At 63.6% G+C, this 22,366-nt stretch carries 25 protein-coding genes; 17 read left to right on the top strand and 8 right to left on the bottom strand.

Annotated elements, in window-relative coordinates; all coding sequences use genetic code 11:
• Positions 1 to 350: 350 nt before the first annotated feature.
• Both ACODR8_RS16050 and ACODR8_RS16045 read left to right on the top strand, forming a co-directional pair.
• Positions 351 to 533: a hypothetical protein gene (locus ACODR8_RS16050; protein WP_489008200.1), complete on the top strand. Its 183-nt coding sequence runs from the start codon at positions 351 to 353 to the stop codon at positions 531 to 533.
• Between the two features lie 415 nt (positions 534 to 948).
• Positions 949 to 1,965, top strand: coding sequence for a DUF2806 domain-containing protein (locus tag ACODR8_RS16045; RefSeq protein WP_489008199.1), 1,017 nt, complete (start codon positions 949 to 951; stop codon positions 1,963 to 1,965).
• Between the two features lie 427 nt (positions 1,966 to 2,392).
• Here ACODR8_RS16045 and ahpF read toward each other — a convergent pair whose 3' ends face one another.
• The 6 genes from ahpF to ispH all read right to left on the bottom strand — a co-directional run bounded on the left by ahpF (position 2,393) and on the right by ispH (position 8,104).
• Positions 2,393 to 3,973 carry an alkyl hydroperoxide reductase subunit F gene (gene ahpF / locus ACODR8_RS16040; RefSeq protein WP_489008198.1) on the bottom strand — a complete coding sequence of 527 codons (1,581 nt, stop codon included), beginning with the start codon at positions 3,971 to 3,973 and terminating at the stop codon, positions 2,393 to 2,395.
• Positions 3,974 to 4,186: 213 nt separating this feature from the next.
• The gene (ahpC, locus tag ACODR8_RS16035) at positions 4,187 to 4,750 is read right to left on the bottom strand and encodes an alkyl hydroperoxide reductase subunit C (RefSeq protein WP_119750523.1); all 564 of its coding nucleotides are present in this window, start codon (positions 4,748 to 4,750) and stop codon (positions 4,187 to 4,189) included.
• 106 nt (positions 4,751 to 4,856) lie between these two features.
• On the bottom strand, positions 4,857 to 5,531 hold the full coding sequence (gene betI, locus ACODR8_RS16030; RefSeq protein ID WP_489008197.1) for a transcriptional regulator BetI: 675 nt from the start codon (positions 5,529 to 5,531) through the stop codon (positions 4,857 to 4,859).
• Positions 5,532 to 5,604: 73 nt separating this feature from the next.
• On the bottom strand, positions 5,605 to 6,054 hold the full coding sequence (rnhA, locus tag ACODR8_RS16025) for a ribonuclease HI (protein ID WP_489008196.1): 450 nt from the start codon (positions 6,052 to 6,054) through the stop codon (positions 5,605 to 5,607).
• Between the two features lie 109 nt (positions 6,055 to 6,163).
• Positions 6,164 to 7,141, bottom strand: coding sequence for a homoserine kinase (thrB, locus tag ACODR8_RS16020; RefSeq protein ID WP_489008195.1), 978 nt, complete (start codon positions 7,139 to 7,141; stop codon positions 6,164 to 6,166).
• Between the two features lie 3 nt (positions 7,142 to 7,144).
• The gene (gene ispH, locus ACODR8_RS16015) at positions 7,145 to 8,104 is read right to left on the bottom strand and encodes a 4-hydroxy-3-methylbut-2-enyl diphosphate reductase (RefSeq protein WP_489008194.1); all 960 of its coding nucleotides are present in this window, start codon (positions 8,102 to 8,104) and stop codon (positions 7,145 to 7,147) included.
• Positions 8,105 to 8,302: 198 nt separating this feature from the next.
• Between ispH and ACODR8_RS16010 the strand changes: the two genes are divergently transcribed.
• The 9 genes from ACODR8_RS16010 (at position 8,303) to tatC (ending at position 15,555) form a co-directional block, all read left to right on the top strand.
• Entirely contained in the window at positions 8,303 to 8,911 is a 609-nt protein-coding gene (locus ACODR8_RS16010) for a hypothetical protein (RefSeq protein WP_489008202.1), read from the top strand.
• 130 nt (positions 8,912 to 9,041) lie between these two features.
• Positions 9,042 to 10,769: an arginine--tRNA ligase gene (gene argS / locus ACODR8_RS16005; RefSeq protein ID WP_489008193.1), complete on the top strand. Its 1,728-nt coding sequence runs from the start codon at positions 9,042 to 9,044 to the stop codon at positions 10,767 to 10,769.
• Positions 10,770 to 10,789: 20 nt separating this feature from the next.
• Positions 10,790 to 11,512 (top strand): SPOR domain-containing protein, encoded by a 723-nt coding sequence (locus ACODR8_RS16000; protein WP_489008192.1) that lies wholly within the window; start codon positions 10,790 to 10,792, stop codon positions 11,510 to 11,512.
• Positions 11,513 to 11,551: 39 nt separating this feature from the next.
• Complete coding sequence (nagZ, locus tag ACODR8_RS15995) at positions 11,552 to 12,565, top strand: beta-N-acetylhexosaminidase (RefSeq protein ID WP_489008191.1); 1,014 nt, start codon at positions 11,552 to 11,554, stop codon at positions 12,563 to 12,565.
• A 134-nt stretch (positions 12,566 to 12,699) separates the two neighbouring features.
• Positions 12,700 to 13,476 carry a segregation and condensation protein A gene (locus ACODR8_RS15990; RefSeq protein WP_489008190.1) on the top strand — a complete coding sequence of 259 codons (777 nt, stop codon included), beginning with the start codon at positions 12,700 to 12,702 and terminating at the stop codon, positions 13,474 to 13,476.
• Positions 13,473 to 14,066, top strand: a complete 594-nt coding sequence (gene scpB, locus ACODR8_RS15985) for an SMC-Scp complex subunit ScpB (protein WP_489008189.1) — start codon at positions 13,473 to 13,475, stop codon at positions 14,064 to 14,066. Before ACODR8_RS15990 ends, scpB begins: the two co-directional genes overlap by 4 nt.
• A 27-nt stretch (positions 14,067 to 14,093) precedes the next feature.
• On the top strand, positions 14,094 to 14,333 hold the full coding sequence (locus ACODR8_RS15980; RefSeq protein WP_119750500.1) for a twin-arginine translocase TatA/TatE family subunit: 240 nt from the start codon (positions 14,094 to 14,096) through the stop codon (positions 14,331 to 14,333).
• A gap of 32 nt (positions 14,334 to 14,365) precedes the next feature.
• A complete protein-coding gene (tatB, locus tag ACODR8_RS15975) occupies positions 14,366 to 14,779 on the top strand; it encodes a Sec-independent protein translocase protein TatB (RefSeq protein WP_489008188.1) in 414 nt (137 codons plus the stop codon).
• Positions 14,776 to 15,555: a twin-arginine translocase subunit TatC gene (tatC, locus tag ACODR8_RS15970; protein WP_294130432.1), complete on the top strand. Its 780-nt coding sequence runs from the start codon at positions 14,776 to 14,778 to the stop codon at positions 15,553 to 15,555. The genes tatB and tatC overlap by 4 nt, the downstream gene beginning before the upstream one ends.
• 73 nt (positions 15,556 to 15,628) lie before the next feature.
• Here tatC and ACODR8_RS15965 read toward each other — a convergent pair whose 3' ends face one another.
• Together ACODR8_RS15965 and ACODR8_RS15960 are read right to left on the bottom strand one after the other, a co-directional pair.
• Entirely contained in the window at positions 15,629 to 15,757 is a 129-nt protein-coding gene (locus ACODR8_RS15965) for an entericidin A/B family lipoprotein (protein ID WP_217673280.1), read from the bottom strand.
• 347 nt (positions 15,758 to 16,104) lie between these two features.
• Entirely contained in the window at positions 16,105 to 17,055 is a 951-nt protein-coding gene (locus tag ACODR8_RS15960; RefSeq protein ID WP_489008187.1) for a cell wall hydrolase, read from the bottom strand.
• A gap of 423 nt (positions 17,056 to 17,478) precedes the next feature.
• On the opposite strand from ACODR8_RS15960, the gene ACODR8_RS15955 reads away from it, so the two are divergent.
• The 6 genes from ACODR8_RS15955 to ACODR8_RS15930 all read left to right on the top strand — a co-directional run bounded on the left by ACODR8_RS15955 (position 17,479) and on the right by ACODR8_RS15930 (position 22,366).
• The gene (locus ACODR8_RS15955) at positions 17,479 to 18,474 is read left to right on the top strand and encodes a cysteine synthase A (protein WP_489008186.1); all 996 of its coding nucleotides are present in this window, start codon (positions 17,479 to 17,481) and stop codon (positions 18,472 to 18,474) included.
• Positions 18,471 to 18,818: a hypothetical protein gene (locus ACODR8_RS15950; RefSeq protein ID WP_489008185.1), complete on the top strand. Its 348-nt coding sequence runs from the start codon at positions 18,471 to 18,473 to the stop codon at positions 18,816 to 18,818. The genes ACODR8_RS15955 and ACODR8_RS15950 overlap by 4 nt, the downstream gene beginning before the upstream one ends.
• 74 nt (positions 18,819 to 18,892) lie before the next feature.
• Positions 18,893 to 20,035: a Gldg family protein gene (locus ACODR8_RS15945; protein WP_489008184.1), complete on the top strand. Its 1,143-nt coding sequence runs from the start codon at positions 18,893 to 18,895 to the stop codon at positions 20,033 to 20,035.
• Between the two features lie 218 nt (positions 20,036 to 20,253).
• The gene (locus ACODR8_RS15940; RefSeq protein WP_489008183.1) at positions 20,254 to 20,751 is read left to right on the top strand and encodes a division/cell wall cluster transcriptional repressor MraZ; all 498 of its coding nucleotides are present in this window, start codon (positions 20,254 to 20,256) and stop codon (positions 20,749 to 20,751) included.
• A complete protein-coding gene (rsmH, locus tag ACODR8_RS15935) occupies positions 20,748 to 21,719 on the top strand; it encodes a 16S rRNA (cytosine(1402)-N(4))-methyltransferase RsmH (RefSeq protein ID WP_489008182.1) in 972 nt (323 codons plus the stop codon). The genes ACODR8_RS15940 and rsmH overlap by 4 nt, the downstream gene beginning before the upstream one ends.
• Positions 21,716 to 22,366 (top strand): colicin transporter, encoded by a 651-nt coding sequence (locus tag ACODR8_RS15930; RefSeq protein WP_489008181.1) that lies wholly within the window; start codon positions 21,716 to 21,718, stop codon positions 22,364 to 22,366. Before rsmH ends, ACODR8_RS15930 begins: the two co-directional genes overlap by 4 nt.

Genomic DNA, 22,366 nt, shown 5'->3' with positions numbered 1-22,366 from the left:
CCTCCGCTTCACGCCCCAACGGTGACGCTGTTACACCACGTAACGGGACACGGCCGGACTGTCATTTTTGCTGATTATCGATTGATCGGCGAAAGGGCATGATGCTCCAACTGCCGCCCGGCCAAAAAAATAACCGACTCAGCATCGGATCGGCTATTTTGCGGGATCGGGGCGGATTTTCCCTTTCACGCTGCTTGTGCGGTTTCCCCACTCGGTGGCGCGCGAATCAGGTAATCAAACGCCGATAAATCCACAGGTGACCCTGCGCCAAACGCGCGGTCTGTTTGTATGGCAGGCACCGTCATGTAGTGGGATGCGGTCTACGCCCGGCGAACTTTTCGTGCTGGCGCGTGACGTTCCGCTTTGTGGCACCGATGCCGAACGTGTCGATTATCAGGATCATCATTGAGGCCATGACGATGATGCATGACCCACCCCATCCTGGCGAACTGCTGCGCGATGCAGTCAATATGGCGTTCGCCTGTCCGTCACCGAAGCGGCCAGCCGTGCATCGGTTGCAGGAAGCGGCTTGAGGGAAAGCAACTGCGACCAACTGTTGGGGCGCTTTTGACGGACATGGCCGGCGGCCGACTGTCGGCTTTTGAGAGCGCGGATCGCGAAGCGGACATTTGGGCCAGATGACTCTTAATCAGCGGATCCTTGGTTCGAGCCAAGCGCGTCTACCAAAATTTGCATACATCAATGGTTTAGAGAAATTTCCTGCACAGGGCGAAGCCAAATATTCGCTGTGGGCTCCACTATGGGCTCCACATAAAGATGGGGGCCGCCGTGATGTAATGTGGGCTCCGAGCGGCTGAAATTTATTTTCGCGTAGCTCCCCGCGACGACCGAATTTGAACGTGGAGGCATCAAAATGCAAAGCTGCTACGGTTGCACGGCATCGAATCAGATGCAGGTGGCCGATCACGTTTTCGGGGGAGAACAAATTTGGGCGATGAACCTAGCACCTCACTTGCCACGTTGGCTGAAAAGGTGCCCGAAGGTTGGAGGAAACGCGTCGCCGCCGTCGTGCTTCAACTTGCCGTGGGCACTCGCAAAGGGGCGGACCTATATCACGCAGGGCGCGACGCGATCGATACGGCCGAAGGGCGATCCATCGTTGCGCGCGAACTGGCCAATGCTGTCGCCAAGCAGGCGGTTGAAGACCCCGAGATAATGGAGCGCGCCAAAGCGCGTTTCCTTGGCAGGGTTATCACCGAGCAAGAAAACGTCGAAGCGGTCCTTTTAGGTGCTGGGCAATTGCTTCTCTCTGCCCCTGCACCTGCATCGACCGCAGATGTCGACTCATCGCCTAATGGGGCAATCGCAGATATCGAACTAGATCAAGATTGGGTGGAATCCTTCACACGGGAGGCGGAGAAGGCGACCACAGAGGGCTTGCGGGAGCGCATGTCTCGCATACTTGCTGGCGAGATTGCCACGCCGGGCCGCTACCCGCGCAGCGTGTTTCGGAAAATTGTAGAGCTAGAAAAGGAAGAGGTTTCGGCGATCCAACGCGCCGTTGGGGCCAGATTGCGAAATCAGGTTCATTTGGGCCTACTGTCTGACGGCGATCAACAAGCCATATCAAGCGCGCTGGCTGGAGCAGACTTGTTAGACCCAACGGGATTTAGCCACGGAGGCTTTATTTTGAGAGAAAGTCGGGGTGACTTGCGCTTCGATGTGCTCCCGTTCGGAGATTTTGGCTTGGCCGTGGAAAGCACGGAAGGTCATCTTGGCAAAGGGAACACCCTATTCCTCAATAGAGCAGGTATGGCCGCGTTCGACCTCATCGGGCGTTCCGAAAGCGATGCCCCTGCTCGGGCTTTTGCTGAACGACTAGCGACGCCGAATATGCGTATTACTCTTTGCGGGCTGAAATACACTCCTGACAAAAGCGGATTTAATTACTCAGGAATAGAGGTTTTGCACGCCGGAACTGATCTTCAGGTTAGCTTCCCCTGATCGTCGTCTGCGGAGAGCAGATCGAGCGCCTGCTGTATTCCGACATAGGATTGGAACGGCACAAGGCGCTTCATCGCTTCGGCCTTACTGTCAGTTATGGCATTGCTCGTGACCGCCGCAATCGGAGCGCCTCCGGCCTAGGACACGTCAGAGATGAGGCCAGTGGTCGGACCTAGCAGGCAGCCCACGGGATCGACGCCGATCCGGCGCAAGCCGTTGCCGTTCTGTGGTAAGTCGGGGAAGACCTAGCCATGATGTCGGCTTGATAACTGCCCCGAACCAATGTCCGGTTTGGAGCAAGTGAAAATGGCAATAGAACGGCAAGAAATGGCGCAATCCGGCCAATACCTTTCACAAAAAAAAACGGCCGACCCGTCCCCGGATCGGCCGCTTCACATATGTCCAACTCGCTGTCGAACTTATCCCATCACGCCGCCTGCGCGGCTTCCTCGCTGGCGGGCAGGCGGATCAGATAGTCGAAGGCCGACAGGCCTGCCGTTGACCCCGCGCCCATGGCGATGACGATCTGCTTGTAGGGGACCGTCGTGCAGTCGCCTGCGGCGAATACGCCCGGCACGCTGGTTTCGCCGCGTGCGTCGATTTCGATTTCGCCGCGGGGGGAGAGGGCGACCGTGTCTTTCAGCCATTCGGTGTTGGGGACCAGGCCGATCTGGACGAAGATGCCTTCCAGTTCGATGTCATGTTCGGTGCCGCTGTTGCGGTCCTTGTAGGACAGGCCGGTGACGCGCTCGCCATTGCCATCGACCTTGCTGGTGAGGGCCGAGGTGATGATCTTGACGTTCGGCAGGCTGGCGAGCTTGCGTTGCAGGACCGCGTCGGCGCGCAGCTGGCTGTCGAACTCGATCAGCGTCACATGGGCGACGATGCCGGCTAGGTCGATTGCGGCCTCGACGCCGCTATTGCCGCCGCCGATCACCGCGACGCGCTTGCCCTTGAACAGGGGGCCGTCGCAATGGGGGCAATAGGCCACGCCCTTGTTGCGATACTCGTCCTCGCCCGGCACGCCCATCTGCCGCCAGCGCGCGCCGGTGGACAGGATGAGGGTGCGGCCTTTCAAGGACGCGCCATTTTCCAGCACGACCTCATGATAGCCGCCTTCGGTGCGGGCGGGGATCAGCCTGGTCGCCTTTTGCAGGTTCATGATCTCGACATCATAATCCTTCACATGGGCTTCGAGCGCCGAGGCGAGCTTTGGCCCTTCGGTGCGCGATACCGAGATGAAATTTTCGATATCCATCGTGTCCAGCACCTGCCCGCCGAAGCGTTCGGCGGCGACGCCGGTGCGGATGCCCTTGCGTGCGGCATAGATGGCCGCCGCCGCGCCCGCAGGCCCGCCGCCGACGATGAGAACCTCGAACGGCTCCTGTTTCCTGATCTTCTCGGCGGCGCGAGTGGCGGCGCCGCTGTCGATCTTCGCGACGATCTGCTCCAGTTCCATCCGGCCGGAGCCAAAGGGTTCGCCATTCAGGAAGATGGTGGGGACGGCCATCACCTTGCGCTCGTCCACCTCCGCCTTGAACAGCGCGCCGTCGATGGCGACATGGCTGATGCGGGGGTTGAGGACGCTCATGAGGTTGAGCGCCTGCACCACGTCCGGGCAATTCTGGCACGAGAGGGAGAAATAGGTTTCGAAGGCGAAGTCGCCGTCCAGCCCCTTGACCTGTTCGATCAGGTCCTGCGCGGCCTTTGACGGGTGACCGCCGACCTGGAGCAGGGCGAGGACGAGGCTGGTGAACTCATGGCCCATCGGGATGCCGGCGAAACGGACGCCGATGTCGGTGCCGATGCGGCGGATCATGAAGCTGGGGGTGCGCTTGTCCGCGCCCGTGACCACGGTGACCTTATCCGACAGGTCGGCGATTTCGTTGAGCAATTCGCCCAGTTCGCGCGACTTTGCGCCATCATCCAGCGACGCCACCAGCTCGATCGGCTGGGTGATGTTCGCCAGATAGCCCTTAAGCTGTCCTTTGAGATTTGCGTCCAACATCGTTCTGGCTCCGTTGCGTGGATGAGGGGGCCGCCCTGCACTTCCCAAGGGGAGGGGAAGGAGAAAAGCGCAAGACGGCCCACCGCCGGGGATGGTGCGACCCAAAGACCCCGGATGGAAAAAGCATATGTCTGTATAAAAGGGTGGCGGGGCCCCCCGGGTCCCGCCCCACTGGCCCGAACCCGCCGGGCCTTTACGCGGCCAGGCGTCTGTTTAGATCTTGCCGACCAGGTCGAGCGAAGGGGCGAGGGTTTCTTCGCCTTCTTCCCACTTGGCGGGGCAGACTTCACCGGGGTGCGCGGCGACATACTGGGCAGCCTTGACCTTGCGCAGCAGTTCGGTCGCGTTGCGGCCGACGCCTTCGGAGGTGATTTCCATGAACTGGATCACGCCTTCGGGATCGACCAGGAAGGTCGCGCGGTCGGCCAGGCCAACGCCGGGGCGCATCACGTCGAAATTGTTGGTGATCGTGCCCGACTGGTCACCCAGCATATAATAGTTGATCTTGCCGATGGCGGGCGACGTGTCGTGCCAGGCCTTGTGGCTGAAATGCGTGTCGGTCGATACCGAATAGACTTCGACGTTCAGACCCTGCAGCGTCGGGTAGATGCTGGCCAGATCTTCCAGCTCGGTCGGGCAGACGAAGGTGAAGTCGGCGGGGTAGAAGAAGAAGATCGCCCACTTGCCCTTCACGTCCGCGTCGGTGACGTCGACGAACTTGCCTTCCTTATAGGCGGTCGCGGCGAACGGCTTGATGGTGGTGTTGATAAGAGCCATGGGCTTGTCAGGTCCTTCTGAGCGGTTGCTGTTGCCGACCCCATGTAGGGTAGAGGTCGAGTCGAGGGAAATTGGTTTTCTCGGACTTGGATAGTGAGAAAAGCGATCACGGCTTGTCGGATTGATCGATCCAGTCACCGCGCCATTGGCCGAGTGCTAACATCATGGCGCGCTCGACCATGGCTTGGGCTTCTTCCGCGGAAAAGGTGGTGGGATCGAGGCAGATTTCCAGCCACAGGCCATCGACCAGCGCGGTCAGGCTGATCGCGGCGAGGCGCGCGCGTTCGGGCGGCATTTCCGGCACGATGGCGCGCAGCAGCGTTTCGAGCTGGGCGCGGGTGCTGCCATAAACGTCGGCATGGATGGCGGCGATCTTGGCGTCGGTCTTGACGAGACTCCAGAAGGCGGTCCAGGTCGCGAGCAGATCAGGATCGAGAATGGGCGCGCGGAAATTGGCCTGGAGGTAGGCGCGCAACTGGTCACGCGGATCGTCGCCCGCTTCCTCGACCGCCTGTTCGAGCGCGGCGGAGACTCGCGCGCCGACATCCTCATAGGTGGCGACGATAAGCGCATCGACCCCATCGAAATAATGGGTGAGGAGACCCGACGAGACCCCCGCGCGGGCGCAGATGGCGCGGACGGAGGTGCCAGCGACGCCCTTGTCGGCCAGGCAGCGCGCGGTTGCCTCGATAAGGGCTTGGCGGCGCACGTCCGCCGTCTCGCGGATGAAGCGCGCGCGTGGTTTGGAAATTCCGTTACGGTTTACTGGCTTTTCTGTCATTGTTCCCCCCGAAGACTCCCTTTGGGGTCTGGCGGCGCGGCTGGCAAGATAGGCCGTTGATTGGGATGTGTCTCTAGCGACGAAAACTGTCGGCGGCGGCGCTGGCCAGACGGTCGGCGCGTTCATTTTCGGGGTGACCGGCATGGCCCTTGACCCATTTCCACGTCACCTGATGCGGGGCAGCGGCTTTCAGCAGCGCCTGCCAGATTTCGACATTCTTGACCGGCTTGTTGTCGGCGGTGCGCCAGCCCTTCTTCTGCCAGCCGAACACCCATTTGGTGATGCCGTCCATGACATATTTGCTGTCGGTGTGGAGCGTGACGCGGCAGGGTTTCTTGAGCGCGTTGAGCGCCTCGACCGCGGCCATCATCTCCATGCGGTTGTTGGTGGTGAGCGCTTCGCCGCCCGACATTTCCTTTTCCGTATCGCCAAAACGCAGCACGGCACCCCAGCCGCCGGGGCCAGGGTTGCCCTTGCACGCGCCGTCGGTGAAAATGTCGACTGTGGGGAGGTCAGTGCTCATGCTGCGTGCTCCTGCGCAGGCAGGAGCCCAGTCCCGCCGTCGCGAGGATAGGCAAGCATGGAATTGGGTTCCCGCCTGCGCGGGAACACGTCGCTTGTTTCTGCCATTTTCATGCGCCCAGCAGGTCCGCCGGATTGGCGCTGGCGTAGAAATCGAGGCGGCGCAGATAGGCGAGCGGGTCCTTGCGGGTCACCAGCGCGTCGGGCGGCGTGTTGATCCAGTCATAGGCGCGGGTCAGCAGGAAGCGCAGCGCTGCACCCCGGCACAGGATGGGAAAGGCGGCGCGTTCTGCATCGGTGAGGCCATGGGCGGTGTCATAGCCCGCGCCCAGCGCCGCCGCGCGATCGGCGAAGAAGGTCCCGCCGTCATGGCTGAACACCCAGGCGCTGTGGGTGATGGCGAGGTCATAGGCGCGAATGTCGGTGCAGCTGAAATAAAAGTCGATGAGGCCCGTGACCTGATCGCCCAGCATCAGCACATTGTCGGGAAACAGATCGGCATGGATGACGCTGCGGGGCAGGTCGGCGGGCCAGTGGGCGTCGAGAAAGGCGAGTTCGTCGCGCACGCGGGCGGCAAGGCCCGCCGCGATCTGGTCGAAATCCTCGCCGCATCTGGCCGCCAGATCGTGCCAGCCCGCCAGGTCCAGCGTGTTGCGCCGTTCCAGCGGAAAGCCCTCGGCCGCGCGATGCAGTTCGCCCAGCGCCGCGCCGGTCGCGCGGGCCTGTTCCGGGGTTGGTTCAGTGAGTGAAATGCCGGTCAGAAATTCGATGAGGCAGGCGGGGCGACCCGACAAGGTCTGGAGCCGCTGGCCGTCCCGGTCGGCTATGAAGCGCGGGACAAGGCAGCCGCGCGCGCCCAGATGATCGAGCAGGTCCATGAAGAAGGGCAGGTCCGCCTCATCCACCCGCTTTTCATAGAGGGTCAGGATATAGCGGTGGCCGGAGCCATCATGGCCGGTGGTTTCGAGCAGATAATTGCTATTCTCCACCCCTTCGGCAATGCCCTTGGCCGACACGAGGCGGCCTGCGTCATAGCGGGTCAGAAAGGCGTCAATCTCTTCGGCGGGGACGTGGGTATAGACGGCCATGGGTCAGGCTGCCTCCAGCCCGCGTGGCAGCTTGAAGGCGATGGTTTCGCGTGCGGTTTCGACCTGCTCCTCGGTCACGATGAAGCGGGTGGCGATGGCGTCCACCACTTCGCGCACCAGTATTTCGGGCGCAGAAGCGCCAGCGGTGAGGCCCAGCGTCGTGACGCCTTCGAGCCAGGCAAAGTCGATCTCGTCCGCGCGCTGGATCAGGCGGGCGGGGGTGCCTTCCCGTTCGGCGACTTCGACCAGCCGCAGCGAATTGGAGCTGTTGGGCGCGCCGATGACATAGAGCGCGTCGCAGCGCGGCGCGATCGCCTTCACTGACGTCTGCCGGTTGGAGGTGGCGTAGCAGATATCCTCGCCCTTGGGCGCGACGATCGAAGGGAAGCGCTCCAGCAGGGTGGCGACGATCGCGGCGGTGTCATCGACCGACAGGGTGGTCTGCGTCAGGAAGGCAAGATTGGCGGGATCGGCCGGGGTGAAGGCCTGCGCATCCTCGACAGTCTCGATCAGCGTCATGGTGCCGTCCGGCACCTGGCCGAAGGTGCCGATGACTTCGGGATGCCCCTTATGCCCGATGAACAATATGTGGCGGCCATCCTTGACCTGTCGTTCGGCCTGACGATGAACCTTGCTGACCAGCGGGCAGGTGGCGTCGAGATAGGAGAGGCCGCGTTCCTCCGCCTTGGCAGGCACCGCCTTGGGTACGCCATGGGCGGAAAAGACGACCGGCACGCCGTCCGGCACCTGATCCAGTTCCTCGACGAAGATCGCGCCCTTGGCCTTCAGGCTGTCCACGACATATTTGTTATGGACGATTTCATGGCGGACATAGACCGGCGCGCCATAGGTTTCGATCGCCCGTTCGACGATGATGATGGCGCGGTCGACCCCGGCGCAGAAACCGCGCGGGGCGGCGATCAAAAGGGTCATGGGCGGGCGGGCGGCGGCGCTGTCGGTCATGGCTTTGCGCTTAGGCGAATGTCGGCCGGGAGGAAAGCCGCTTCCTTGCGGTTGCGCGAGGGGCGGGGGATGGATAAGGAAGCGCAAAGCTTCTGGCCGACGGGCCATGCCAAGGAATTTCTGCCTGTGCCAAGGAATATCAGCCTGTCTCATACTGCCCCGTCTCGCGCCGTTCTGGCCCGTATCGTCACGACCGGCATGATAGCGCTGGCCCTGGCGGGTTGTTCGCGCCGGGGTGAAATTGATGCGACCGGCGGCATCGTCGCGGTGCGCTCTGCCTGCCCGACCGCAGCGGTGCCTGCCTATACAGGCGACATCACCCTGTTCAATCCGGCGCAGAGCCGGGACGCCGCAGCGATCGACGTGGTGGCCGACATCACCAATTTGCGGTCGACCTGCACCGATGGCGCGCAATATTATACCGAGGCCAGCTTCACCGTGAATGCCCGGCGCAGTGACGCCAGCGTGGCGCGGCAGGTGACCTTGCCCTATTTCTCCGCCGTGGTGCGCGGCGGCAATGCCGTGGTCGCCAAGCGGGTCGGCCAGGTGACGCTGAACTTTGCCGCGGGCGACTATCGCGCCAGTGCGCAGGCGAAGGCCGGCTCCTATGTCGACAAGGCGTCGGCTTCGCTGCCCGCCGACATTCAGGCCAAGATCACCCAGAAGCGCAAGGCAGGCGACGCGGATGCCGCGATCGATCCCTTCGCCCAGCCCGACGTCAAGGCAGCACTGCAGCGAACCAGCTTCGAGCTGCTCGTGGGGTTCAACCTGACCCAGGACCAGCTCAAATATAACGCGACCCGCTAAAGCCCGTTACATATTTCCGTTCGGGCTGAGCGAAGTCGAAGCCTGCCACTGAGCGGAGCGAAGTGCCTTCACTCCGTTCAGGCGTGTCCTTCGACTTCGCTCAGGACGAACGGTGTTGAAGGAAATGTCCGTGTCCCTCTATACCCGTTTCACCGCCCATCTCGATACTGTGCTGGACATATTGGAGGCCGACGGCGTCCTGCCGACTGGTCTCAATCGCAAGCCGGTGACGGTCGAGCCGCCGCGCGATGTGTCCCACGGCGATCTGGCGACCAATGCCGCGATGGTGCTGGCCAAGCCTGCGGGGACCAACCCGCGTGCGCTGGCCGAGGCGATTGTCGGCAAGTTGCAGGCGCTGGAAGAGGTGGCGAGTGCGTCGATCGCCGGGCCGGGCTTTATCAACCTGACCCTGACCGATGTGACATGGCGTTCGGAACTCGCCGTGCTGGCGGAAGAGGGCGACGATTATGGCCGGTCCGACATCGGGCAGGGCGTGACCGTCAATGTCGAATATGTCTCCGCCAACCCGACCGGTCCGATGCATATGGGCCATTGCCGCGGCGCGGTGGTGGGCGATGCGCTGGCGACGCTGCTGGAATATGCCGGGCATAAGGTGACCCGCGAATATTATATCAATGACGCGGGCGGGCAGGTGGATGTCCTCGCCCGGTCGGCGCATCTGCGGTATCGCGAGGCGCTGGGCGAAGATGTCGGCGCGGTGCCGGAAGGCCTGTATCCGGGCGATTATCTGGTGCCGGTGGGGCAGGCGCTGGCCGCCGAATATGGCGACCGGTTCGTCGGTGCGCCGGAGGCTGACTGGCTGGTGACGTTCCGCAGCTTTGCCGTCGCCAAGATGATGGACATGATCCGCGCGGATCTGGCGCTGCTGGGCATCCATCATGATATTTTTGCGTCCGAAGCCGAATTGCAGGCGGCGGGCAAGCCGGACGAGGCCGAAGCCTGGCTGCGCGCGCATGACCTGGTCTATGACGGCGTGCTGGAAGCGCCCAAGGGCGAATTGCCCGACGACTGGGAGCCGGTGGTGCTGCCGCTGTTCCGGTCGACCAAATTTGGCGACGATCAGGACCGGCCGATCAAGAAGTCCAACGGCAGCTGGACCTATTTCGGTGCCGACATGGCCTATCATTATCAGAAGGCCCAGAGCGCGGACCAACTGATCGATATCTGGGGCGCGGACCATGCCGGGACGGTGAAGCGCATCCAGGCGGCGGTCGCCGCGCTGACGGAGGGCAAGGCGCGCTTCGACGTCAAGCTCATCCAGATGGTTCGGCTGCTGCGCGATGGCGAGCCGGTGAAAATGTCCAAGCGCGCGGGCAATTTCGTGACGCTGGCCGATGTGGTGCAGGAAGTGGGCAAGGATGTCGTGCGCTTCACCATGCTGACGCGCAAGGCCGACGCGCAGATGGATTTCGACTTTGCCAAGGTGGTGGAGGCGTCGAAGGACAATCCTGTATTCTACGTCCAATATGCCCATGCGCGCATTTCGTCGCTGGGGCGGCGGGCGGAAGAGGCGGGGATCGTGCTGCCAGCGCCTGACCTGTCCCTGCTTGGGACAGCGGAGCTTGGGCTGATCAAGCTGGCGGCGCAGTTCCCGCGCGTGGTCGAAGGGGCGGCGCTGACCCGGGAACCGCACAGGGTTGCCTTCTATCTCAATGACTTGGCGTCGGCCTTCCATGGCTGGTGGAATATGGGCAATGACGATCCACGCGCGCGCGTCATTCTGGCCGACGATCCGGCGCTCACGTCGTCGCGGCTTTTCCTGAGCCGTGGAATAGGGCAGATTATACGCAATGGCCTGGCGCTCATGGGCGTGGCGGCATTGACTGAGCTGAACTAGAGCGGGCGGAGTTTCGGACGATGGGCGATTATGCACGGGGCCGGCTGGATTTTGACGATGAGGACCGGCTGCCCTGGCTGGAGCCTGCGGTCGATGACGAGGATGAAAACAGCATCTCGCCGCTGCGTCTGCTGTGCCTGATCCTGCTGGGCCTTGCGCTGATCGGCGTGGTCGTGGCGGGCATATGGTGGGTGCAGAATCGCAATGGTCCGGGCGCAGCGGGCGAGGGCCAGCTGATCGCCGCGCCTGCGGACAATTACAAGATCGCCGCCAATGAAGCCGACGCCAAGAAGTTCGATGGCGAGGGCGACGCGAGCTTCGCTGCAAGCGAAGGCGTGCTGCGGGACGGGCGGATCGATGCCAGCCGCGTGCCGGAAGCGCCGATCACCAAGACCGCGCCCGCGCCGACCGGGACCAAGCCGGTCGTTCCGGCCAAGCCTGCACAGAGCGTGAGCGCGCGCGTCGCTGACGAAACCAGCGAACGCGCAGCGGTCGCGCCCAAGGCGGCCAGCGGCGGCGCGCTAATCCAGCTGGGCGCCTATGGCAGCGCGGCGGGGGCCAAGGATGCCTGGACCAGGCTGTCCAAGCGCTTTGCCTATCTCGCTCCGCTCACCATGGTCGTAGAGCCGGCGGAAGTGGGCGGCAGCACCGTCTATCGTCTGCGCGCGAGTGCGGGCGGGCAGGCCAGCCTGATCTGCGGCAAGCTGAAAGTCGCTGGCGAAAGCTGCATGGTGGTCAACTGAGCCTTCGACATCGGGCATCCTGCCCGTTACCATTGGCCCATGAAACCCGTCATCTTCGGCCTGTCCGGCGCAACCCTGACCCCTGACGAGCGCGCGTTTTTCGCCGACTCACAACCTGCCGGCTATATTCTGTTCCGGCGCAATATCGTCGATCGGGCGCAGCTGCGCGCGCTGACCGACGATTTGCGGGCGTTGCATGGCCGCGACGACCTGCTGATCATGATCGATCAGGAGGGTGGCCGGGTGGCGCGGATGCAGGCGCCGGTCTGGCCGACCTTTCCGGCGGGCGCGCTGTTCGACCGGCTCTATGATGTCGCGCCGTCCAGTGCGATCGCGGCGGCGCGCGCCAATGCGCGTGCGATTGCGCTCACGCTGGCGGAGGTCGGCATCACGGTCGATGCGCTGCCACTGCTGGACGTGCGGCAGGAGGGGGCGAGCGACATTATGGGCGACCGCACATTGGGCGCGGAGCCGATGCGGGTGGCGGCGCTGGGGCGGGCTACGCTGGAAGGGCTGGCCGATGGCGGGGTGGTCGGCATCGTCAAGCATATGCCGGGCCATGGCCGCGCGCTGGTCGACAGCCATCTGGAACTGCCGGTGGTGCGCGCGGAGCCGCAAGCGCTGGCGACCGACCTGCAACCGTTCGAGCGGTTGCGCGACGCGCCGATGGGGATGACCGCGCATGTCGTTTACACGGCCTGGGACGCGGAGCGCCCGGCCAGCCTGTCCCCGACGGTGATCGAGCAGATTATCCGCGGGCGAATCGGCTTTGACGGGCTGTTGATGTCCGATGATCTGGACATGAAGGCGTTGCAGGGCAGCATTCCCGATCTGGCGGCGGGCGTGGTTGCGGCGGGATGCGATCTGGCGCTCAATTGCTGGGGACGGATGGACGATATGGTCGGGATTGCCGATCGGCTGCCGGAGATCACGGAAGCGGGCCGGGCGCGGCTCGACCGGGCGATGGCGTCAGTGGCGCGCGGCGGGGATCAGCCGGAACTGGCGGAATTGCTGGCGACGCGGGACAGTCTGCTGGGGTTGGTGGCGGCTTGAGGCTAGGGGATACATCAATCCTCCCCTGCAAGGGGAGGGGGACCGGCGCGAAGCGACGGTGGAGGGGGTGTGCGATCGGGCACCCCCCCTCCACCACCTTCGGCGGTCCCCCTCCCCGTACCGGGGAGGATTAGGTGGACGACCTGTTCATTGCGCCCGCCATTCCTAGCCCCGACACGCTGACCGTCAGTTTTGATGCATGGGAGGGGCCGCTTGATCTGCTCTTGACGCTGGCGCGGTCGCAGAAGGTGGATTTGCGCGAGATTTCGATCCTGGCGCTGACCGAGCAATATCTGCAATTCATCGACGGTGCGCAGCAGGTGAAGCTGGAGCTGGCGGCGGATTATCTGGTGATGGCGGCGTGGCTCGCTTATCTCAAATCCGCCTTGCTGTTGCCGCGGCAGGAACAGGCCGATCCCAGTCCCGAAGAACTGGCGTTGCGGCTGCAATTGCGGCTGCAACGGCTGCACGCGATGCGCGATGCGGCGGCGCGGCTGATGGCGCGTGACCGGGTGGGGCGTGACGTGTTCGTGCGGCGCAAGCCCGAAGGGCTGCGGCTGGTGCGCAAGGCGAAATGGCAGGCGAGCCTTTACGACCTGATCCAGTCCTATGGCCAGATTCGCGCCCGGACCCAGCCTGCTGTCCATGTCATCGCTGTGCGTCCGGTGATGACGCTGGACGAGGCGATCCAGCGGGTCGGCGCGCTGGTCGGCGCGGCGATCGACTGGACGCGGCTGGAGGCGTTTTTGCCGACCGGGCTGGACAATGCCAAGGCGAAGTCGGCGCTGGCGAGCAGTTTCGTTGCTGCGCTGGAACTGGCGCGGCAGGGGCGGCTGGAAATCCAGCAGGACGGGATTTTTCAGCCCATTTTTCTGCGCGCCGGGGTGCCGGATTTGGAGGCGGGGGCATGAACGGGGAGGCGGACGATTATCTGCGCGCGGTCGAGGCCGCCTTGTTCGTGGCCGAAGCGCCGCTGACGCCCGCTGAGTTGCGGCTGCATGTGGGCGATGCGGGCGATCTGGCGGCGGCACTCAAGCAACTGGCCGACGATTATGCCGGGCGCGGCATCAATCTGGTCGAGCGGGGCGGGCGCTGGCATTTTCAAACGGCGGCGGATTTGGCGCATATCTTGCGGCGCGAGAAGGATGAGGCGCGCAAATTGTCGCGCGCGGCGATGGAGACGCTGGCGATCATAGCCTATCATGAGCCGGTCAGCCGCGCCGAGATAGAGGCGATCCGCGGCGTGCAGGTGGCTAAGGGGACGCTGGACGTGCTGATGGAGGCAGGATGGGTGCGGCCCGCTGGACGGCGCGAAGTGCCGGGGCGGCCGCTCATCTATGCGACGACCGTAGATTTTCTGTCACATTTCGGGCTTAGCAGCCGCCGTGACCTGCCCGGTATTGACGATCTGCGCGCGGCCGGGCTGCTCGATCCGGTGGATTTGGCGCTGGAGGGTCTGGGCGGGCAATCCGTTCTGGAAAATGACGATGATGTGGCCTAGATAGGTTGCCTTACAGGAGTATTTGAAATGGGTTCCTTCTCGCTGATGCACTGGGTGATCGTGCTCCTGGTCGTCATGCTGCTGTTCGGTGGCGGCCGGATTTCCGGCCTAATGGGTGACGTGGCCAAGGGTATCAAGAGCTTCAAGAAGGGCATGGCCGACGATGACGACGTCGCCACCCCGGCCAAGCCCGCGACCCGGCTGGAAGGCCATCGCGTGCCCGAACAGGATGCGACCGCTGCTACCGAAGAAAAGACCAAGGCCTGACGCTCAGGCGCCGGGTGGTAGGGTAGCCACGCATGTTTGGTATCGATTCGACTGAGTTCCTGCTGATCGTCATCGTTGCGGTGATCGTGATCGGGCCGAAGGATTTGCCGCGCGCGCTCTATAAGGTGGGGCAGATCGTCGGCAAGGCGCAGGGCATGGCGCGCCATTTCCGCACCGGGCTGGACGCCATGGTGCGCGAGGTCGAGCTGGAGGAGCTGGAAAAGAAGTGGGCCGCGCAGAACAAGCGGATCATGGACGAGCATCCGCCAGAGGTGGCTGCGCCTGCGATGGAAGCACTGCCATCACCTGAGGGAGACGCTGAGGTAGCGCTCGACGGGCCGCCGCCCTTTGTGGCGCAGTCGGCACCCGTGGCGTCGGCCAATGATGCGCCGCCCTATCTGGCCGGGGAAGCGGCGGCTGACAGCAAGAGCGGGTCGGCGGCATGATCGGCGATATTGACGAGAGCAAAGCGCCTTTGCTCGACCATCTGATCGAATTGCGCGGTCGGTTATTGAAATGCGTCTATGCGCTGGTGCTGACTGGCGCGATCTGTTTCTATTTTTCCGCCGAATTGTTCGCGATCCTGGTCCATCCGCTCAAGGAAGCCTTTGGCGATGGCGGCGGCAAGCTGGTCTACACCAAGCTGTACGAGGCCTTTTTCGTGCAGGTGAAGATCGCCTTTTTCGGCGCTTTCTGCCTGTCCTTCCCGATCATCGCCAACCAGCTATGGGCGTTCGTTGCACCGGGCCTTTATGCCAAGGAGAAGAAGGCGTTGTTGCCGTTCATTTTGGCGACGCCCTTCCTGTTCGGTCTGGGCGCAAGTTTGGCCTATTTCGTGGTGATGCCGACTGCCTTCCACTTCTTTCTGGAGTTTCAGGGCAATAGCAGCGGCTTGCAGGTCGAGGCCTTGCCGAGCGCGGACGCCTATCTGGGACTGGTGATGCAGTTCATCCTGGCGTTTGGGATCAGTTTCCTGATGCCGGTGCTGCTGATGCTACTCAACCGGGCCGGGTTCGTCAGCCGGGCGCAGCTCATTGGCCTGCGCCGTTACATGATCGTGGCGGCGTTCATCGTGGCGGCGGTGCTGACCCCGCCCGATGTCGTGTCGCAGCTGATGCTCGCGATCCCGCTGCTGCTGCTTTACGAAATTACTATCGTTGCGATCTGGTTTACCGACCGGCGGCAGGCCAAGATGCAGGAAGCCGAAGAAGCGTCGGCCTGAACAAAAAGCGGCCCGCCTTTTTGAGGGGCGGGCCGATGCTTGGGAGTCGGGTAGTCGTAAAGCAGAAAGGCGATCAGTCCGCTGACTTTTCCACAGCCTTGCCTGCGCTCTGCACGTCGCGGCCAGCGCCTTCGACGGTGTTGCAGGCGGCGACCATCAGCGAGCCGGTGAGCAGCAGGGCTGCGAGAATCTTTTTCGTCATCGAAACTCTCCTTGAGAAACGTGCGACCGCATGGGGTGAACCATGCCAGTGACCTGAGACAAAACCCGCCGCTGGCCCAAGCGTTCCGACCGCGAAAAATTTAATGATTTCAAACGGAAAACTGCCCCAAAAAGTCTGAGCCCGGAACGCGTCGGGGGGGGGGAGGCGTTCCGGGCTCATATTGTGTGGATAGCAAGAGCGGGGGGCAAAAGATTTGCTATCCGAAATAGAGAACCCACAATATCGCCATTCGGTTCCCGCAAATACCCAAAAAAGTGCTTTTTTAATCCTGCGCGATTCCAGATATTTGGCTGGTATCGCGGGCGTTAACCGGAAAAAGTTGAGGCTCAGACGATCGGGCGGCCGCTGTTGCGATATTCCGGGCGGATCGTGGATTCCGGCAGGTTGTCGTCGCGACTGGCGGGTGCCTGGCGGGTCACGGGCGCGCTCCAGCCTGTCGCTGGAGGCGCGGCGGGTGTGCTGGCGAAGGGGGCGACGAACGCCTCGACCGGGACAACCGGCTTGGCTGGCCAGACCCGGCGCGCAGGGCCGGATATCGTTTCGCGCCCCAGATAGGCGGCGCGGAAAGCGGCAGGTGTGCCATTGAAACCGGGATTGCGGTAGAAGATATGCGCGCCGATGACGGCGACCGGTTGCAGGCTGGACGACCAGTTGGGGCGCACCGCCAGCGTGTGATAATGGGTGGCGAGGCCCACGGGCGCATAGACGCGGCCCGCCAGCGCATCCTGCGCTACGCGGCGCGCGCGCACCCATTGGGCAGCGGCAGGCAGGCGCGCCATCGCGCCGTCGCAGCTGAAGGTGAACTGGCATTTATAGTCGGTGCGTTCCGACCCTTCATAGACCACGCCGCACACGGTGTTGGGCCAGAGCTGGCTGCGCACGCGGTTGAGGACTACCTGGGCCACGGCGCGCTGGCCATCGTCCGGCTCGTTCCCGGCCTCATAATAAATGGCCGATGTCAGGCAATTGAGTGCGCGATAGCTGTCGAGGCCGGTGATGCCGCGAAAAATGGCGGCGGGCGCGGCTTTCACTTCGTCTAGCCCCATGACATGTTCGCTCTGGACGGTCAGCGCGCCGGGGACGGGATCGAAAGCGCCTTCAGCAAAGAAGAAGGCGGAGCCGGGGAAGTTGGCGGCGGCTTCCTCCGCCGGGTCGTCCTGGGCGTGATGGGCATCGAGCATATCGAGCGGCGCGGCGGTGATGAAGCGCGGCGCAACGAGCGCGGCAAGGACAAGCGCGATGATGGTGCTGCGTCCTTTCCATCCGATCGCCTGCATGTGAAGCCCTCATGTGCCGCGACCCGCTGTCGCCCATGCCGCCCATAGACGCATTTCCTTTCCACTTCCTCCCCGGATTCGCCCCTGTACCGCGATGGGACAGGGAGAGGGGCAGGGGTTAACGCGGCGGTGAAATGACGCGTCCTCCCTTGGTAAGAGATCGTTGCGAAACTCACTATTCACGGATTTCACGTCATCCCCGCGAAGGCGGGGATCCATCTCCTGACCCCAAATCAAGACGATAAGGTGGGGGATGGATTCCCGCCTTCGCGGGAATGACGATGCTTTGTGGGGTCATCGGAATTTCGCACGATCGGCTTGCGGGGAGGAACGAGAGTGTCCGTCATCCATAAAACGCGCTCTTTTGAGCGGCCATCATTCCCTTGCTTGGCAAAGGTGCGCGGGGTCCGCTATGCGTGGGGGATGCTGCTACAACCCCATAGTCTCGCGCTGATCGGCAATACGCCGATGGTGCGCCTTGCTGGTCCCTCCGATGCGACCGGCTGCGATATTTTCGCCAAGTGCGAATTTGCCAATCCCGGCGCGTCAGTGAAGGACCGCGCGGCTTTGTTCATCGTCAATGATGCTGAGGAGAAAGGGCTGCTCCAGCCCGGCGGCACGATTGTCGAGGGGACGGCGGGCAATACCGGCATCGGCCTGGCGCTGGTCGCCAATGCCAAGGGGTACAAGACGATCATCGTCATGCCCGAAACCCAAAGCCGCGAGAAGATGGATACGCTGCGTGCGCTGGGGGCGGAGCTGGTGACGGTGCCGGCCGCGCCCTATTCCAACCCCGGTCATTTCGTCCATACCTCGCGCCGCCTGGCGGAGGAGACGGAAGGAGCGATCTGGGCCAACCAGTTCGACAATATCGCCAATCGCAAGGCGCATATCGTCGGCACCGCCGAGGAAATCTGGACCCAGATGGAGGGCCGGATCGACGGTTTCACCTGCGCGGCGGGGACCGGGGGGACGATTGCGGGCGTGGGGCTGGGCCTCAAGGCCAAGGACGAGGCCATCACCATTGCGCTCAGCGATCCGCACGGCGCGGCTTTGTATGAATATTATGCCTGTGGCGAGTTGAAGGCCGAGGGTAGCTCGGTCGCCGAAGGTATCGGGCAGGGGCGGATCACCGCGAATCTGGAAGGTGCGCCGATCGACACGCAATTCCGCATTTCCGACGAGGAAGGGCTGGAATGGGTCCGCCGTCTGCTGGCCGAGGAAGGGCTGTGCCTGGGCCTGTCGTCGGGGATCAATGTTGCGGGCGCGGTCGCGCTGGCGCGGCAATTGGGGCCGGGCAAGCGGATCGTGACGATCCTGTGCGATACGGGGTTCCGCTATCTCTCGACGCTGTATAACCGGCAATGGCTGGAATCTAAGGGCTTGACGGTCTTTCCCTGGCTGGCGCAGACTGCATGACCGCCGACACGGGTCGCGGCGAAGAACAAAAGAGCGCAGGCATGGCTGAAACACCCCGCCGATTGGAAGGGTTGCAGCGCGTCCAGATCGGGCTGACCGGTCTGGCGGGTGTCGTGTTGCTGGTGGGGCTGGCCAATATCGTCATCGACAAGGCGCGGCAGGATGATGCCGCGCTGCCGCCGCCGGTGGTGCCGACGCTGTCGTCCACCAATGCCGTGTCACCCAAGGATCCGCTCGCTGAACTGGGCGTGCAGCCCGCGCCGGAACAGGCACCGGTCGTGCCTGATCTCCAGCCCGATCCCAATCTGCGCAAGCCGATGGACCGCGATCCGCAGCAACGCTGAATGATGGGCGGATGAGGGTGCCGCGCCGCCTGACGATTTTTTTGGTCCTGTTACTTCCCGTCTTTGCGGCGCTGATGGCAGGACTGGCGCGTGCGTGGCGATCGGGCGGGCAGGCCGATCCGTGGAGCTGGGCCTTGCCCGCTGCGCTGATGGTGGCGCTGATGGCGCAATTGCTGGCCAGGGATTTGGGACGGTGGCTGGTGTGGATCGCCATCGGTGCGTCAGGGGCGGTGCTGATATTCTGCACGATCGCTGCGGCACGTCCGCCTGATCCTCTCGCGGCTGTCGGACTGTTACTTGTGACGCTGTTGGCGGGTTTTGGCAGTCGGGGATATCGTGATCGTAGCACAAGATTGATCGGGGTCGGGCTGCTGGCGCTCGCCGGCTTGTTATTATGGCGCGGACCGGCGCAACCGATCGCGCCAGTGGCTGACCGGCCGGTGCTGGCCATCATCACCGCGTTGCCGTTATTCTGGGACGAGATGGGACGGGCCGATGCGCCGATCGTCTCGCTGTTGCGGACACGCTTCACCGTTCAGCCGCTGGACGATCCCCGCGCATTGGCCAAGTCGGGTGCGCGCGCCCTGCTATTGGCGCAGCCGCGCGCGGTGACGCCTGACCAGTTGGTGGCGATCGATACATGGGTGCGGGCTGGCGGCACGGCGCTGGTGCTGGCCGATCCATTGCTGCGATGGCCGTCCGACCTGCCAGCGGGCGACCGGCGGCGCGCGCCATCGGTCAGTCTGATCGACCCGCTATTGCGGCATTGGGGCGTGGTGCCGGACGCGCTGGTGGAGGCGGAGACGCGGCACTTTCTGAAGGGTGGTTCGCTCGTCACCCTGTCCGGCGCGCAATCGTTCAAGACAGGCGGAGCATGTGCGGCGGAGCAGGGTGGCGCGATCATGCGCTGCCGGGTCGGGCAGGGGCGCGTGGTGCTGGTGGGGGATGCTGACTTGATTGACGACCGGCTTTGGCTGGCCGATCCGGCCCGTCCGCTCGACCCGCGGGCATGGGCGGCGGATACGCCTGGGCTGGTGGCGCAGTGGCTGGGCGGATCGATAACGGGCGAACGGCGCTGGTTGCGGGATGGGAGCGATGTGGTTCTAGGGCTGCGCTGGGCGTTAATAGTTGGGATAGTCTGGGTGATGGTGGGAATGGCGCTGTTCGGCCGAACTGGACAGCGAGCTGGACATAGTGAGGATGGGAACAAAACATGAAAATATGCTGGAAATGCCGATGAAAATCAGTTAGACCCATTTTCTAACGACTGATCCCAGTTTCTCCCGACTTTTCCCTTTTCAGTTGCCCCCTTGCTTGATAGGTAATCAGCAATTGGGGTTAATCAGGTGTTGGCGATTCCTGCGTGCCGGATGTCCATTCAGTGATTCCGGCGACGGGTGGCCTGTGCCCCGCATGAAAGGGGCGAATTTCCAGCGTGTCGGACGTCATTCTCTATTCGGGCAACGCGTTCAGCGTCGCGGACGGCAAGGGCCGTTTCGTGCTGCCCCTGGAGATGCGCAAGCTGGTCCGCCAGGCTAGCGGCGATGAAAATCGCCTGTGCCTGTCCGTCCATATGGACAATGGCTGCGCCACCGGCTTTGGCCTGTCGCACAAGCGTTTCCTGTTCGACGAGGTCGCCGAACTGGAACGGCTGGCGCGCGAGGCGAACCGGCCGTTCAATGGCGATCTGGAACGTGAAAATCGCCTCGGCACCATTGAGGACGTCAATTTCGATGATGGCGGCCGCTTCTTCCTGCACCCCGATATCAAGGATGAAGCCGGCATCACCGACGTAGCGTTCTTCTATGGCGTCGGCCGTTATTTCCAGATCTGGAAGCCTGAAGCTCTGGTCGAAAGCCCCGATCGCCCGGCGCTGATCCGCAACAAGGTGAAGCGCTGGCTCGACGCGCGCGCAGCGGAGGGCGGCAAGTGAGCCTGCCCGACGCTGATACCGGCACTGGCACCGCCCCGCATATTCCCGTCCTGCTCGACGAAGTTCTCCGCGCTCTTGCCATTACCCCTGGCGAGATTCATGTGGATGGCACGTTCGGCGCGGGCGGCTATTCGCGGGCCATGGCGCTGGCGGGGGCGAGCGTCTTTGCGCTGGATCGCGATCCCGATGCGATCCGCGAAGGGCAGGCCTTGGCCGACGCGCATGGTATCACGCTGATCGCGGGCGAATTTTCGCGCATGGCGGAGTTGCTGGCGGAACGGGGCATCGAGAAGGTGTCGGGCATCACGCTCGATATCGGCGTGTCATCGATGCAGCTCGACCGGGCCGACCGGGGCTTTTCCTTCCAGTCCGATGGTCCCCTGCTCATGACCATGAGCCAGGACGGGATGAGCGCGGCCGATTTCCTGAACAATGCGCCGGAAGAGGAGATCGCTAACGTCCTCTACCGCTATGGCGAGGAGCCGCGGTCGCGCCGGGTTGCCCATGCCATCGTCGATGCGCGCCCGCTGGAGCGCACGGGGCAGCTGGCCCATGTCATCCGCCGTGCGCTGGGCCACAAGCCGCATGACAAGAAAGACCCCGCGACCCGCGCCTTTCAGGCGATCCGCATCCATGTGAATCGCGAGCTGGAGGAGCTGGAGCGCGCGCTGGAGGCGGCAGAGGGGCTGCTGGAGGAGGGCGGGCGTCTGGCCATCGTCAGCTTCCACAGCCTGGAAGATCGCATCGTCAAGCAATTCCTGCGCAACCGCAGCGGTGGCGAGGGCGGCTGGTCGCGGCACATGCCCGAAAAGCGCACCGCCGACGCGCCAACCTTTGCCAAGCCCGCCAAGGCGGTGCGCGCGGGTGAGACGGAGCTGGCGCGCAACCCCCGCGCCCGATCCGCCACGCTGCGCAGCGCCGTGCGCACATCTGCCCCTGTTTCGTCCTCCGGGAGTCCCCGCTCATGATCGCTGTCAAAAGGTTGCAGAGCCTGATCTGGGTGTTGCTGGTCGCGCTGGGTGCGCTGGGCGCCTATCTTGTGTCGCTGAAAGTCGCGACCGAGCGCAACGAGTTGATGCAGGTGCGGATGGAGATTGCACGGGCGAAGGGGGATATTCGCTATCTGGAGACCGAGTTCAGCGCGCGCGCGTCGATGCGGCAGCTGGAAAGCTGGAACCAGCATGACTTCATGTATGGCACGCCGACCGCTGGCCAATATCTGGCGGGTGAGCGGGCGCTGGCGCAGCTGGATGGGGTGCAGCCCAACGGGCCGGATTATGTCGCGCCGCCGGTGATGGTGGCGATGGTGGAAACCCCCGCCGACCTGCCATCTGCCCCGCAGGCCGCGCCCGCCAGTCCCGCAGCGACCCAGATCCGCAGCGACATTGCCGTCATCCGTGAGGCGCACGCCGCCGACAATGTGGAGAAGCTGGCCAAGCCCGCGCCGCGCACCCCGGCGGTGCAGGCGAAGGCGGATGCCGACGTATCGAAGCCCAATCCGGTCGCGCGCAAGGCGGAACGGATGGCGATGCTGGACGCCAAGCTGCTGGACGACAGCACGCTGGGTGAGTTGAGCGCCACGGCGGCGCGCGAGCGCAAGAAGGGAGTGCGCTGA

The organism is Sphingobium sp. FG58 (genome assembly GCF_057809055.1).
Note: the sequence above shows the minus strand (reverse complement) of the source record. Positions and strands in the feature narration are given on the sequence as shown.